We start from the raw sequence: 14,111 nt of genomic DNA, 5'->3' as shown, positions 1-14,111 counted from the left end.
CATGAATATCAACCAGACGAAGAAGACCGTGGTGGCGCTCTGCGCCGTGCTGGGCCTGGGCGGCTGCGGCAGCCTGGACATCGGCGACCTGAACAACCCGAGCCTGGACGAGTTCAAGAACAACCCCACCAGCTCCGCCGTCAACAGCGCGTCCACGGGCCTGCTCATCGGACACCGCGCGGGCGTGGCCATCCAGAACGGCTACGTCGCGCAGCTGGGCACCATCGGCCGCGAGGCGTACGTCTTCGACCCGGCGGACCCTCGCACGGTGGAGGAGATTCTCGGGCCGACGCTGGACCCGGGCGCTGGTGCCTTCGGCGGCAACTTCTGGGCGGCCTCCTACTCCAACATCCGCAACGCCAACACGGTGCTGGCGGCGCTGGACAAGGTCGCGGCCTTCACGGACGAGCAGAAGGAGGGCATCCGGGGCTTCACGAAGACCATCCAGGCGCTGGACTTCCTGGTGGTCATCAACACCCACGACACCAACGGCGCGCCCATCGACGTGGACCTGCCCCTGGGCCAGCTGGCGCCCATCGTCGGCAAGGACGAGGTGTTCACCCGCATCGCGACGCTGCTCGACGAGGCGGCGGGACACCTGGACAACGCGGGTGACGCGTTCTCGTTCCGGCTGAGCACGGGCTTCGCGGGCTTCGACACGCCGGCCACGTTCCGGCGGTTCAACCGCGCCATCAAGGCGCGCGTGTCGGTGTACATGGGCAGGAACGAGGACGCGCTGACGGCACTGAGCCAGTCGTTCATCGACGCCACCGCGTCCGCGGACGACGGCGCGAAGGCGGCGGCGCTCTCGTCCCTCAACGTGGGCGTCTACCACGTGTTCCGGGCGGCCTCCGGCGACGTGGACAACAACCTCCTGAGCGTCACCATCTTCGCCCACCCTTCCATCGAGACGGATGCGCCTCGCCAGGCGAACGACGCGCTGGATGACCGGGTGACGCGCAAGACGCGCAAGCTGTCGGCGCCGGCGAGCGCGGCGGGTGGCCGGCTGACGACGGACCTGGCCTTCACGATCTACCCCTCGGCGGAGTCGCCGGTGCCCATCATCCGCAACGAGGAGCTCATCCTCCTGCGCGCGGAGGCCAACATCGGCCTGGGCCAGATTGGCCCGGCCGCGGATGACCTCAACTACATCCGCACCCGCTCCGGCCGCCTCGCGCCCCGCGCGGACATCACCGCGGCGAACGCCGTGGACGAGCTGCTGGTGCAGAAGCGCTACTCGCTCCTGTTCGAGGGCGGGCACCGGTGGATCGACATGCGCCGCTACGGCAAGCTGAACGAGCTGCCCCGCAACCTGGATGACAGCTACGGGCCGCACGAGCGCTACCCCATCCCCGTCGCCGAAATCAACGCGCGGCAGTAGCACGCGGTAGCAAGCCAGACGCAAGAAGGGGCCTCCAGGGATGAAACCTGGAGGCCCTTCGTCGTTTCAGCTCAGCGGCCCTTGGGCAGCCCGGCGCGCTCCGCCACGAGCGCCCCCAGCGCGGACCAATCCAGGTCTCCATGCCCCTGGGCCACGCCCCCCAGGTACTGGTCCCTCACGAGACTGGCCAGCGGCATGGGCACCTCCGCCGCGCGCGCCGCCTCCAGCACCAACCCCACGTCCTTGAGCCCCAGCCGCATCGCGAAGCCCGCGGGGGAGTACTTCTCCTCGGCGATGGCCTGCGCGTAGCGCTCGAAGATGGGCGAGTTGGCGAAGACGGCCCGGAACAGCTCCATGAACTGCTTCGGCTCGACGCCTGACTTGCGCGTGAAGGCGAACGCCTCCGCGAGCGCCTCCAGCATCGACGCGATGAGGAAGTTGCCGGAGAGCTTCACCACGTTGGCCATGGACGCCTGTTCGCCCAGCACGGTGAGCCCCCGCCCCAGCGCCTCCAGCAGCGGCCGGCAGCGCTCCACGTCCGCCTTCGCTCCCGCCGCCACCACCCAGAGCTGCTTCGTCTGGGCGGCCTCGGGACGGCCGAACACGGGCGCGGCCACGTACCCCTGCCCCGCGCTCGCGTGCGCGTCCGTGAGGCGCTGGGAGAGCGCCACGGAGATGGTGCTCGACGAGACGTGCACGGCGCCCTTCGAAAGCCCAGAGATGATGCCCTGGGGGCCCAGCGCCACGCCCTCCGCCGCGCGGTCGTCCGCGAGCATGCTGAAGACGACCTCCGCGTCCTTCGCCGCCTCTGCGGGCGAGGCCACCGCGCGGGCGCCCTGCTTCACCAGGGGCTCACCGCGCGCGGGAGAGCGGTTCCACACCGCCACCTCGTGCCCCGCGGAGAGCAGATTCCTCGCCATGGGCAGTCCCATGTTGCCCAGTCCCACGAAACCCAGCTTCATGTCGCGCTCCCGTCCGTTCGGTCCGCGCAACCCTGCGCTTTCGCGTCCAGGCGCCGCAAGCACCCTGTCCCCGCGCGTCCAGGAGCAAACGCCCGGCCCTACTCCGGACGGTCCTCGGAGACGTCCAGGTGTTCGAAAGCGCGGCCCAGGAGCAGCACGCCCAGGACCACCTCCCCCGCCAGCACCGCGGACGCCGCCGCCGCGCCCAGGGGCAGCGCCCACACGTCCAGCGAGGACCACAGGGGGAAGCCCACCACCGCGCCCGCCAGCGCCGCCCGCAGCAGGCCCACCAGCGACACCACCAGCGAGCCCATCAACGTCAGCAGGCGCTGGCCCAGCGCTTCGATTCCGCGCGCGCTGCCCGTCCGGTCCGCGGGCACCCACGCGGGGAAAAGCACCACCGCGGCGTTCTGCACGAAGAGCCCGGCCAGAGACACCGAGGGAAGCAGCACCGCGAGCGCCACCCCGCCCGGCCACCACCACGTCAGCAGCCACGGGTCCTCGGCGCCGGGGCCACTCAAGAGCCCCACCGCGAGGAGCCCGAGCTGGAGCAGGCCCACCATCAGCGCCGACGCAGTCAGCTCCGCGCCCACCACCTGCCAGCCCGCGAGCGGCAGTGCGCGCAAGAGGTCCAGCTTGGGCAGGTCCATCCGCAGGTCCATGCGGAAGACGCTCGGGCCCACCACCGCCATCATCGCCGCGAGCGACACGCCCAGCGGCCCCAGCACCCGGCGCGTGTCCGTGAAGAAGCGTGACTCACCCATCATCGCGACGATGGCGCACCCCAACAGCAGCGAGGCCAGCACCGACGCCACCCCGCCCGCCATCCGCCTGCGGGTGATGAGGTTCTTCCAGATGAGCGCCACCTCGGGCCGCCCGCGCGCCGACAGCCGGAAGGGCGCCTTGCGCGACGAGAGCGCCCTCCCCTTCGCGACGCCCCCCGAGGCCCGCTGCGAGCGCTCGCGCGTGCGCGTCTCGGCCTGCGTCACCGCGGACTCCTCGAAGGGGACCTCCGCCAGCCGCACCCAGACGTAGTGCGCCAGCGCCAGCCCGAGCACCGGCGGCACCGCGCTCAGGAAGGCACTCGAGTCCTGTGCCAGCGCAGGCGCTACCAGCAGCCGCGCCGGCCACAGCACCGCGCTCAACCCCGGAGAGGCCACCACCGCCTGCACCCAGTTGCGCAGCACCCCGGGAATCGACAGCGTCCTCGGAAAGGGGTGCGCCTCCAGCGCCGCGTACGCCGCCAGGCCCACCGCCGCGAGCACGCACCCCAACACGGCCCAGCGCGCCACCAGGCCCCGCGTCCCCCACGCCTCCGCCCAGCGCGTGCGCATGAAGGACGCGGCCGTGGCGTGCAGGTACAGCGTCCCCAACGACAGGAACGCGCCCAGGAAGAACAGGCCCGGCGCGGGACTCACCAGCCGACCGACGAACAGCGAGGCGAACAGCGCGCCCACCGCCGCGCCCAGGATGCCGCGCGCCAGCTTGTAGTGCAGCAGCGAGCTCCGCGTGACGGGCGCGGGGAACAGCTGCACCACCTCCGTCTCCGTGAAGGTCAGCGAGGGACGGTCCGGCCCCAGCGCCCACGCGGAGAACACGGTGACGAGCGCGGAGAGCACCAGCGACAGCTCCGCGAACAGGCGCACGCCGGGAGGCACGCTGCTCAGCGCCCCGCCGAACTCCAGCCGCCGCAGGAAGATGGAGTAGATGTAACCCAGCCCCACCAGGGCCCCGACGAGGTAGCGCGGCCTGCGCAGTCGCTGGAGCTGGAGCCGCAGGCGGTTGCGCGAGGAGGCCAGCCACAGGAAGACGACGGCGCTCGAGAAGCTCACGGCGGGGGTTTCTCCGTCCCGGCTCCGCTGGTGATGCGCACGAAGAGGTCCTCCAGCGACGCGCTCTCCCCCTCCGGGCCGCTCAGCCGCGAGCGAATCGCCTCCAGGCTGCCCAGCGCCATGGCCCGTCCGCCGGCAATCACCAGCAGCCGGTGGCACAGCTCCTCCACCAGCGGGAGCAGGTGCGAGGACAACACCAGCGCCGCTCCCTCCTCCGCGCGGCGCCGCAGGGACGCCTTCATCCGGCGGATGCCAATCGGGTCCAGGCCCGTGAGGGGCTCGTCCAGCAGGATGAGCTTGGGCGAGTGCAGGAAGCCGCAGGCGATGGACAGCTTCTGCTTCATGCCGCGCGACAGCTCGCCCGGCAGCGCCTTCTCCTTGCCTGTCAGCTCCATCTCCTCCAGCAGCGCCTTGCCCCGCTCCTCCCAGTCCTCCACGCCGTAGAGGCGCGCCGTGAAGTTCAGGTGCTCCCACACCGTGAGGTAGTCGAAGAAGCGAGGCTCGTCCGGAAGGAAGGCCAGCTCGCGCTTGGCGTCCACCGCGTCCTTCGCCAAATCGTAGCCGGCCACCACCACCCGCCCCGACGTGGGAGGGAGGATGCCCGCCAGGCACCGCAGCGTGGACGTCTTGCCCGCGCCATTGGGGCCCACCAACCCGAGCACCTCGCCGGGCGCCACCGCGAAGGTGAGGCCCTGCACGGCATTCACCGCGCCGTAGCGCTTCTCCAGGCCCGCCACCCGCAGGACGAAGTCCATTCGCGCGCTCGCCTCAGTCCAGCTTCAGCAAGTCCTTGACGGTGTCCATCACCACCTTGGCTTGCACGGGCTTCACCAGATACGCGCTCGCGCCCAGGGACATGGCCCGCTCCCGGTCCGCCGCCGCGCCCTCCGTCGTGATGACGACGATGGGCACATGGCGATGGTCCGTCGCATGACGGATGTGGTGGATGAGCTTGAGTCCATCCATCAACGGCATGTTGATGTCCGTGAGCACCAGGTCGAAGCGGCCCTGGGTCAACTTCTTCAGCCCCTCGACGCCATCCTGCGCCTCGGTGCAGGCCATCCCGCTGATGCGTTGCAACGCGTACATGATGCTGCGTCGCATCGCCTGCGAGTCGTCCACCACCAAAGCTCGAATCTGCTGCGTCATGACCGGCCCAGACTAACACCCGGGCCTCTTCCACCGCCCGCAGTTCCGCGTCCCCTCATCGCCGTCGTCGGGCGAGCGCCGCCAGCGCGGGTCCGATTTCCCCCAGTCGCAGCACCCGCTTCGCCGCTCCCGAGGCGATGGCCTCCCCTGGCATGCCAAACACGACGGCCGTCTCCTCCGACTCGGCCCACACCTCGCCGCCCACGCGCTGCACCTCGCGCGCCCCCGCCGCCCCGTCCGCGCCCATGCCCGTCAACACCACCGCCAGCGCGCGGCTGCCCAGCACCTGCGCCACGCTGGTGAAGAGTCGGTCCACGCTCGGTGCGTACTTGTCCAGCGGCGTGGGGGGCGGCGTGTGCAGCTCCAGTCGAGTGCCGCGCTCCACCACCACGAGGTGCTTCCCACCTGGAGCGATGTACACGTGCCCCGGCTGCACCGGGTCTCCCTCGTTCGCCTCCGTCACCGTGAAGGGGCCAATTCGGTCCAACCGATCCGCGAAGGCCCGAGTGAACTGCGCGGGCATGTGCTGACTCACCAGCACGCACGGCGTGGGCTCCGCGGCCAGGCCCTCCAGCACGCGCTGCACCGCCGGTGGTCCTCCCGTGGACGCGCCGATGGCCACCACCAGCGGGAGCTCTCCCGCCACCGCCAGCGCTCGCGCTCCGGGCGAGGCATGACGCTGCCCCGGCCGCACGTGCAGCGCCGCGCGCACCTTCTCCAGCAGCTCCTGGCGGAGCACCTCCAGCTCCGCCGGGGTGCCCTTGGCGGGCTTGGCGATGAAGTCGAACGCGCCCAGCTCCAGCGCCTTGAAGACGTCCGAGCGGTGCGCATAGCTGGAGATGACGATGACGGGCGTGGGCGCCGTGCGCATCAAGAGCCGCAGGAACGTGTAGCCGCCCAGCTTCGGCATCTCCAAATCCAACGTCACCACGTCCGGCTTCAGCTCGAGGACTTTCTTCAACCCCTCTTCGCCGTCGGCCGCGCGGTCCAACACCCGGACGTCCGGCGCGGACTCCAGCAGCGTCGTCAACGTGTGCCGGTTGTGCGCGGAGTCGTCGATGACGAGCACGGCGACACCCTTCTGCCCGCTCATCGCGCCTCGCCCCCCGTCAGCTCCGGCCGCCGATACACCAGGTCGCCTCGCAGGTGCACCAGCTCGAAGTCCGCGCCCAGGTTGAGCAGGTTCTCCGAGTGGCCCAGCAGCAGATAGCCCCCGGGCACCAGCCTGTCGCGAAGGATGCGCAGCACCCGCCTGCGCGCGGACTGGTCGAAGTAGATCATCACGTTGCGGCAGAACACCGCGTCCATCTTCATCACCAGCTGGCTGCCCGCCTCGTCCAGCAGGTTGTGGTGGCCGAAGGACACCATCGCCCGGACGTCGTCACGCACCCGCACCTTCGCCTTGCCCGCCGGCACGAAGAAGCGCTCCAGCAAGTCCGCCGACGTCGCGCGCAGCGCGGACGGCCCGTACTCCGCGCTCCGGGCCATGGACAGCACGCGCCGGGAGATGTCGCTGCCGTACACCTCCACGTCCCAGTCCTCGAAGCGCCGCTCGTCCTTGAGCAGCATCGCCAGCGTGTACGCCTCTTCTCCGGAGGAGCACCCCGCCGACCACAGCCGCAGCCGCTTCGTGCGCGCGTTGCGCTTCTCCAGCAGCGGCAGCAGCTCCTCGCGGAACGCCTTGAGCTGCGAGGGCTCGCGGAAGAAGTACGTCTCGTGCGTCGTGAGCGACTCGACGGCGGCCTCCAGCTCCGCGTGCCGGTTCGCGTCGTAGCGCAGGTAGCGGTGGTACGCGCTGAAGTCGGAAACGCCCAGCGCTTCCAGCCGGGGCCACAGCCGCCGCTCCATGACGAACTTCATGTCCTCGTGCACCAGGATGCCGCAGTGCGAGTACACGTGGTCCCTCAGGAGCCGGAACTCCTCCGCGGACATCTCCGGCCGGCTGTCATCGAAGCGCGCCACCCCGTGTCCCCTCCCTCAGCGCCGAGCCAGGCGCTCCACCGCGTCCGCCAGCGCCTGTCGGGCCAGGGCGTCCGACTCCGCCTCCAGCGCGCGGCGGGTGGGGCCCAGGCTCTCCGGCCCGCCCGAATCCCCCAGCACCCGCGCCGCCGCCGCCCGCACGTCCCAGTGCGGATGCTCCAGCAGCGACTCCGCCAGCGCCACACCCTCCCGAGACACCGCCCCCGCCGACAGCACCGCCTTCACCACCTCCGCGTCCGGATGATTGGAAGCCTCTCTCAACACGCGCGCACCCACCCGTCCCAGCCTGGACAACGCGCGCACCGCCGCCACCGCCAGCGCCCCATCGGGGTGGCGCACCAGCGGCTCCAGCTCCGCGACGCGGTCCATGGCGCCACTCTCGCCCACCGCGTCCACCGCTGCCCGTCGCACCGACGACTCCTCGTCCTGGAGCGCGGAGCGCAGGAGCGCCCCCGCCTCCGAGCCTCCCAGTCGCCCCATGGCCCGAGCCCCCGCCGCCCGCACCGGCGCCGCCTCGTCCGCGAGCGCCGCGCGCGCCAGCTCCCGGCCCACCCCGCCGTCCACCTCGCCGGCGACCTCCACCGCCGCCGCCCGCCAGCGAGGGTCCACGTCCCGCGCCAGCTTGCGCAGCGAGGGCAACGCGGGCGCGCCACCCACCCGCCCCAGCGCCGCCACCGCCACGGGCGTCGCCCTCCGAGCCACCGCCTCCTCCAGCGCCGCGAGCACCGCCCCACGGCAACTTCCCGCGAGCACGCCCAGCGCCCGAGTCGCAGCGCCCGCCGTCACCGAGTCCCGCAGCAAGTCGACCAGGGGGCTCGCCGCCTCCGGAGAGCGCGTGCGCCCCAGCGCTCGCACTACCACGCCGCGCAAGTCGTCCTCCGCCCACTCCAGGAGCGCGCACAGCGGCGTGACGGACGTCGCATCCACCAGGTCCACCAGCGCCTCGGCCGCCGCCGCCCGCGCGGGCGCTGACAGGTCCGACATCGCCGCGAGCAACGTGCGCCCACCCTCCGCGCCCAGCCGCCCCAGCGTGCTCAGCACGTCCCGAAGCAGGCGGTCCTCGCGAGCGGCCTCGGCCACGGGCACCGCCAGGGACGCCTCACCCAGCGCCGCCACCGCCAGCAGCGCTCCCGCGCGCACCGTCACGTCCTCCGACTCCAGCGCCTGCGCCAGTCGCGCCACCGCGTCCGGCAAGCGCCGCAGCGCCGCGTGGATGACCGCCTCCAGCTCGCCCTGCCGCGCGGGCTCCACCAGCGACGCCTGCACGCCGAGCGCCGCGAGGGCCGCCTCGCGCACCGAGCGGGTGGAGGACTCCAGGCCCTGGCACAGCAGCTCCGTGGCCGCCACCTGGGGAATCAGGCCCAGCGCCCGGAAGGCACTGCGCCGCAGCCGGGCATCGTCCAGCAGCGCCACCACCACCGGCAGCGGCGGCGGACGGCGCAGCAGCACCAGGCCCTCCAGCGCGGACAGGCGGAGCAGCGGCTCCGCGTCGTTCAACAGGCGCTCCAGCGCGCGCGCGCCGGGCTCGCTGCCCACCCGGCCCAGGGCCTCCGACACGGACACGCGCACGTTGAGGTCCGGGTCCTCCAGCGCCTGCACCAGCGGCGCCTCCGCCGCGTGAAGCCCCAACTGCCCGAGGATGTCCGCCGCGAACTTGCGCTGGTCCGGGTCCGGATGCCCCAGCAGCTTCACCAGCGGCCCCAGCGCGGGAAGGCCCAGCCCCACCAGCGCCTCGGCCGCCGCGTTGCGAGCCCCCGTCTCACCGCGCTCGCCCAGCACGCCGACGAGCCGGAGCGCCACGGCCGCGGGCGAGGACAGCCGCTGGAGCCCCTCCGCCGCCGCGTGGCGCACCCGCCAGCTCTCGTCGTGCAGCCCCGCCACGAGCACGTCCAGGCTGCCCTCGCGACGCGGATCCAACTCCTGGAGCGACCGGTAGCGCTCCTCCTCCGCGGGAAAGACGGGCAGGTGGCTCATGACGCGAGGACCCGGTCGGAGCCTTCCTGGGCGTAGAACCAGATGGCGTAGATGCCCAGGCAGGTGCCCAGCGGGAAGTTGAACAGCCCGATGATTCCCAGCACCAGCGCGAGCACCCGCGACCACCTGCGACGCTTCAACAGGCCAATGCCGGCGATGACGCCTGGCAGGCCGAACGCCAGGACGCACGCACTGAGTCCGCCGCCGATGAGGAAGTAGGCGACACGGTCCCGGGCCTGGGCCTCCTCGCTCACCATCATCAACCCGCCGAACGCGAAGAAGATGGCCAACACGATGCCCGCCAGCACGGTGAGCGCGTTGATGGCGATGAACCCGATGCCCAGGATGCGGCGGTGGTTGTCCAAGTCACTGCGCTGCATGTCCATCGTCACCCTCTTCACTTCGTCGGGCGCACCGCTTCGCGCTCCAGCTCCGCGCGCAGCAACGCCTTCAAGTCGAGCAGCAACCGCAGACGGTCCGGCGGGCCACACACGCCCACCACGAAGGGCGAGCGACCCGACACCCGCAGCGCCGGCGCGGGCTTGATATCGCCCCGCCGCACGCGCAGCACCTCCGCCACGCGCTCCACCCGCACCGCCACCCGCCGCGCGCCCAGCCGGCACACCAAAAGCCGCGCCTTGCGCGACTCCACCGAGGGCTGGCCCTGGAGCCGGCGTCGCAGGTCCACCACCGGAAGGATGACGCCCCGCAGGTGAAGCACGCCCTCCACGAACGAGGGGGCATGCGGAATGGGCGTCACGCGCTGGAGCGGCAGCACCTCCTCCACGCGCTGGATATCCAGCACGTACTCCTCCTCCCCCAGGAAGAAGGCGCAGAGCTGCACGACGGTGTCCGGCTGCTCACCGGGCGCATCCGGCCCCCCCATGGGGTGGCGCGCCAGCAGGTTGACCGAGTCCTTCATGGCGCCAGCGCCTGTTCAGGGTCCAGCAGGATGTAGAGCGAGGGCCCGCGTCGACCGATACCCACGACACAGTCCTTGTCCCCCCGGCGCAGGCCGGGCGGTGGCGGCTCCAGCATGGAGGGCTTGAGCTTCACCACGCCGGACACGGTGTCCACCCACACGCCCGCGGGCCCCGTCTCCGTGCGCAGCACCAGGATGCGCGCGTCCCGAGGTGGCACGGGCGCGTCCGGACCGGCGACCAGGGGCGCCCGCTCCGCCAGCCCCAGCCGGACCTTGATGTCGTACGCGGGCAGCAGCTCCCCACGCAGGTTCATCACCCCGAGCAGGTGGGGCTCCGCCCTCGGAATCTCCGTCAGCGGGGGCACCTTGGAGATTTCGCGCACCGCGCGGATGGGCACCGCGTAGGCCTCGCCCTCCAGCCGGAAGGACAGGTACTCCTCGGGGACTTCCTCGGGCGCGGCCGAGGCGACACCGTCGCTGCCGGCGGCGAAGTCCTGCAGGCCGCTGACATCCTCGTCCGGACGGAAGAAGAAGTCGTCGAGCAGTTCGGCGAACCGGGACACAGCGCGTGAGGATAGCAGCCGGCCAGGGCGAACGTCAGGCCCGCCTTCGCTCCAGGGCCAGTCCCTCTTCCAGCAGCGCCGCCACGTCCAGCACCAGCACCGGCCGCCGGTTCCCCAGGTCCGTGGCGCCGGAGATGCCCCGGACGGACTGCAGCCTGCCGCCCAGGGGCTTGGTGACGATGTCCTGCTGACCGTGCAGCTCGTCCACGGCGATGCCCAGCCGCTCCTGCGCCAGCCCCACCACCACCACGAAGTAGCGACTCACCGGCCGCTCCGGCAGGCCGAACAGCCGCGCCAGCCGCACGAAGGGCAACGTCTGGCCCCGCACGTCCAGCACCTCGCGGCGCTCCATGGTGCGAATCTCCCGGGGCTGCACGGAGAGAATCTCCAGCACGCTGTTGAGCGGCACCGCGTACGTGCGAGCGCTCACCCCCACCACCAGCGCGCGGATGATGGCGAGCGTGACGGGCAGCGTCAGGTGGAAAGCCGTGCCCTTCCCGCGCTCGCTCCACACGTCGATGATGCCGGAGAGGTTGCCCAGGTTGTTCTTCACCACGTCCAGGCCCACGCCCCGGCCGGACAGCTCGGACACGCTGCGCGCGGTGGAGAAGCCGGGCAGGAAGATGAGGTTGAGCAGCTCCCGGCGCCCCATCTCCTCCGCCTGCGCGTGGGTGATGAGGCCGCGCGTCAGCGCCACCTCGCGCACGCGCAGCTCGTCGATGCCCGCTCCGTCGTCACTCACCTGGATGACGACGTGGTTGCCCTTCTGCTCGGCCCGCAGCGACACCACCGCGCGCCGGGGCTTGCCCGCGGCCAGTCGCGTGTCCGGTGACTCGACGCCATGGTCGATGGCGTTGCGGATGAGGTGCATCAGCGGGTCGCTCAGCTCCTCGACGATGAGCTTGTCCAGCTCCACCTCGCCGCCGCCGATGACGAAGTCGATCTCCTTGCCCGCTTCGCGGGTGATGCGGCGCACCAGCCGGGCCAGCTTGTCGAACACCTGGCCCACCGGCACCATCCGCGCTTCCAGCAGGCCCTCCTGCAGCGCCTCCAGCTTGCGCTCCAGGCCCCGCGTCTCGCGCGCCAGCTCCTGGCCGAACAGCTTCGACAGCGGCACCACGCCATCCTGCCGCGCCGACTCCGCGAGCCGCTGGAGGCTGGCCTTGATGAGCAAGAGCTCGCCCACCATGTTGATGAGGCCATCCAGCTTGCCGATGTCCACGCGCACCGTCTGCGTGAGGGAGCGCAGCGAAGGCTCCGCCGAGGCAGACGACGACGATGCGGCCCCGGCCCCTGCCTGGGACGCGCCCGGGGGCGTCGCCGCGAGCGCGGGCGCACGACCTCCGGGCCCCTGGAGATACGTCACCAGCGAGGGGCCCTTCGCCGAGGGAGCGTGCTCCTCGTCGGACTCGGAATCCAACCCGGGCACACCGTGCGCGGACGCCCCCGTCTCGCCCTGCTCCGTGTCGGAGCGCTCCGAGGCCAGCGGGAGCAGGGGCTGGTGAGTCCCCCCCTCTACCGCTGCGCGCACGCCGCGCTTCGTGGGAGGCGAAGTGCCGGTGGAGGCCTCGGGCGCCGAGGCGACGCCCAGGGTCCCCAGGACGATGGCGGGCGATTCGGTGGCGCGGGCCAGGGCCTCGGCGCTTCGAGTCGTCGCGGGCCGCACGGCGAGCCGTGCCAGCTCCGCGGGCGTGCCCTTCAGCCCCGACTCCAGCTCCGGCATGGAGACCTGGGTGCCGAAGATGAGGTCGAACGCGATGCCATGCGCGCCACCGGGCTGGGCCGACGGCAGCGTGCTGATGACCTCGCCCAGGGGCTTGAGGCGCGTGTTCAGGTCCGCCAGGCCCATGTCGAAGTCGGACAAGTCGAACGCGGCGCGCACGCGCCACATCGACACGCCCTTGCGCACGTTCTCCCGGAGCCGGTGCTCCTCGTACTCGGTGAAGACGGAGCGCACCTGCGCGTCCAGCTCCAGGCGCTCCAACGGGTCCTCGTCCAGCGCGACGGACACCTCGCCCAGCCGCCCCAGCCGCTCCGCCATGCCGTCCGCGCGCCGGGTGAGGCCGTCCGTCTCCGTGCCCCGCGCCGTCTCCGCCAGCAGCGCCTGGAAGGCGTCCAGCGCCTCAATCAGCGTGTCGAGCACCGCGTCGTTCAAGTGCAGCTTGCCCAGCCGCAGCCTGTCGAGCAGGTCCTCCGTCCCGTGCGCCAGCCGGGAGATGCGCTCCTGTCCGAAGAGCCCCGCCAGGCCCTTGAGCGAGTGCGCCGCGCGGAAGATGCCGTTGACCCGGTCGGGGTCCGCCTCGTGGCCGCGCCGCTCGTCCAGCACGAGCAGGTCCTTGCCGAGCGCCTCCAGAATCTCGGTCGCCTCGGCCACGAACTCGGCCAGCGCCTTGCTCGGAGGACTCACGGCAGCTTCAGGTACCGGCGCAGAAGCCCTTCCAGGCTCCCCGGTTGGAACGGCTTCACCAGGTACTCCGCCGCGCCCAACGCCATGCCCCTGTCGCGGTCCTGCTCGCGCCCTTCAGTGGTGATGATGAAGAGCGGGACGTCGCGGTAGTTGGGGTTCTTCTTGACGAAGTTGATGAGCTCAAGCCCGTTGATGTCGGGCATGTTGATGTCGGTGATGATGAGCTCGAAGCGGTGGCGCGGCAGCAGCTTCAGGGCCTCGAAGCCGCTCGAGGTGACGACGGCCTCGATGCCCTCCACGGCCTCCACGGTCGACGCGATGTATTCGCGCGACGCCTTGGAGTCCTCGACAATCAGCACCTTGACACGCATGTGCGCACGCCCCGGACGGTACCCCCCATGCTAACAGAAGGCCTGCCCGGTCGCTGTGCTTCAGCCCTTCCTGCCTGGTAGGAGCCGGACGAGCGCCTTGTCCACCAGGAGGGCCACCCGTCCGCCCTTGAACGCTGGGACGAAGCCCTTCTGGAAGCCCTCCGCCCGCGCCGCGTCATCCAGCGCCCCCCCGGCGGGAATCTCCAGCGCCACCGACGCCACCTTGGCCCGGCTCAGCACCTTGCCCGCCCCGGCCAGCGCCTCCTGGAGTCCTTCCGAGTCGAGCTGACGCCGCGCCCCCAGGCCGACGACGAAGATGCGAGGCACCTCCAGCTTCCCGTCGGAGGGCAAGAGGAGCCAGTCGTCCTTCTCGCCGGAGAAGAAGCCGCCCTTGAGCACGCGCGACAGCACGCCGCACAGGCGCCAGTCCACGTAGCCCGCGGTGGCCGGCAGGGGCCGGTCATCCTGCGCCACGAAGAGACACAGGGCGTCCACTCCGGACAGCGAGTCCAGCCCCTCCATCCCGATGTCGTGCGTCGTCGTCTGGCTCACGGCGCCTCCCTCCTTCGG

Annotated in this window: 14 protein-coding genes; 1 reads left to right on the top strand and 13 read right to left on the bottom strand. The window is 71.7% G+C overall.

From position 1 onward, the window contains the following. Position 1 precedes the first annotated feature (1 nt). On the top strand, positions 2-1,381 hold the full coding sequence (locus LZ199_RS40180; protein ID WP_253999100.1) for a RagB/SusD family nutrient uptake outer membrane protein: 1,380 nt from the start codon (positions 2-4) through the stop codon (positions 1,379-1,381). A 71-nt stretch (positions 1,382-1,452) separates the two neighbouring features. Here the strand turns inward: LZ199_RS40180 and LZ199_RS40175 are convergent, their stop codons facing one another. From LZ199_RS40175 to LZ199_RS40115, 13 genes are all read right to left on the bottom strand, one after another. Beyond that, the gene (locus tag LZ199_RS40175) at positions 1,453-2,343 is read right to left on the bottom strand and encodes an NAD(P)-dependent oxidoreductase (protein WP_253999099.1); all 891 of its coding nucleotides are present in this window, start codon (positions 2,341-2,343) and stop codon (positions 1,453-1,455) included. Between the two features lie 98 nt (positions 2,344-2,441). Beyond that, positions 2,442-4,175 carry a putative ABC exporter domain-containing protein gene (locus LZ199_RS40170; protein ID WP_253999098.1) on the bottom strand — a complete coding sequence of 578 codons (1,734 nt, stop codon included), beginning with the start codon at positions 4,173-4,175 and terminating at the stop codon, positions 2,442-2,444. Further along, positions 4,172-4,930, bottom strand: coding sequence for an ABC transporter ATP-binding protein (locus tag LZ199_RS40165; RefSeq protein ID WP_163869698.1), 759 nt, complete (start codon positions 4,928-4,930; stop codon positions 4,172-4,174). The genes LZ199_RS40170 and LZ199_RS40165 overlap by 4 nt, the downstream gene beginning before the upstream one ends. A gap of 13 nt (positions 4,931-4,943) precedes the next feature. Continuing rightward, on the bottom strand, positions 4,944-5,324 hold the full coding sequence (locus tag LZ199_RS40160) for a response regulator (RefSeq protein WP_253999097.1): 381 nt from the start codon (positions 5,322-5,324) through the stop codon (positions 4,944-4,946). A gap of 55 nt (positions 5,325-5,379) precedes the next feature. Further along, a complete protein-coding gene (gene cheB / locus LZ199_RS40155; protein WP_253999096.1) occupies positions 5,380-6,417 on the bottom strand; it encodes a chemotaxis-specific protein-glutamate methyltransferase CheB in 1,038 nt (345 codons plus the stop codon). Next, a complete protein-coding gene (locus LZ199_RS40150; RefSeq protein WP_253999095.1) occupies positions 6,414-7,286 on the bottom strand; it encodes a CheR family methyltransferase in 873 nt (290 codons plus the stop codon). The genes cheB and LZ199_RS40150 overlap by 4 nt, the downstream gene beginning before the upstream one ends. A 15-nt stretch (positions 7,287-7,301) precedes the next feature. Further along, positions 7,302-9,278 (bottom strand): HEAT repeat domain-containing protein, encoded by a 1,977-nt coding sequence (locus LZ199_RS40145; RefSeq protein ID WP_253999094.1) that lies wholly within the window; start codon positions 9,276-9,278, stop codon positions 7,302-7,304. Then, positions 9,275-9,664, bottom strand: a complete 390-nt coding sequence (locus LZ199_RS40140; RefSeq protein ID WP_253999093.1) for a hypothetical protein — start codon at positions 9,662-9,664, stop codon at positions 9,275-9,277. The genes LZ199_RS40145 and LZ199_RS40140 overlap by 4 nt, the downstream gene beginning before the upstream one ends. Positions 9,665-9,675: 11 nt before the next feature. Beyond that, entirely contained in the window at positions 9,676-10,200 is a 525-nt protein-coding gene (locus LZ199_RS40135; protein ID WP_253999092.1) for a chemotaxis protein CheW, read from the bottom strand. Next, entirely contained in the window at positions 10,197-10,763 is a 567-nt protein-coding gene (locus LZ199_RS40130) for a chemotaxis protein CheW (RefSeq protein ID WP_253999091.1), read from the bottom strand. The genes LZ199_RS40135 and LZ199_RS40130 overlap by 4 nt, the downstream gene beginning before the upstream one ends. Positions 10,764-10,797: 34 nt before the next feature. Further along, positions 10,798-13,170 (bottom strand): chemotaxis protein CheA, encoded by a 2,373-nt coding sequence (locus tag LZ199_RS40125; protein WP_253999090.1) that lies wholly within the window; start codon positions 13,168-13,170, stop codon positions 10,798-10,800. Further along, positions 13,167-13,541 carry a response regulator gene (locus LZ199_RS40120; protein ID WP_253999089.1) on the bottom strand — a complete coding sequence of 125 codons (375 nt, stop codon included), beginning with the start codon at positions 13,539-13,541 and terminating at the stop codon, positions 13,167-13,169. Before LZ199_RS40120 ends, LZ199_RS40125 begins: the two co-directional genes overlap by 4 nt. A gap of 60 nt (positions 13,542-13,601) precedes the next feature. Further along, the gene (locus LZ199_RS40115) at positions 13,602-14,093 is read right to left on the bottom strand and encodes a M17 family peptidase N-terminal domain-containing protein (RefSeq protein ID WP_253999088.1); all 492 of its coding nucleotides are present in this window, start codon (positions 14,091-14,093) and stop codon (positions 13,602-13,604) included. Positions 14,094-14,111 lie beyond the last annotated feature (18 nt).

The sequence above is a fragment of the Myxococcus qinghaiensis genome, from assembly GCF_024198215.1.
In the GTDB taxonomy this organism is placed as follows: Bacteria; Myxococcota; Myxococcia; order Myxococcales; family Myxococcaceae; genus Myxococcus; species Myxococcus qinghaiensis.
This window is presented reverse-complemented; position numbering and strand designations above follow the sequence as displayed.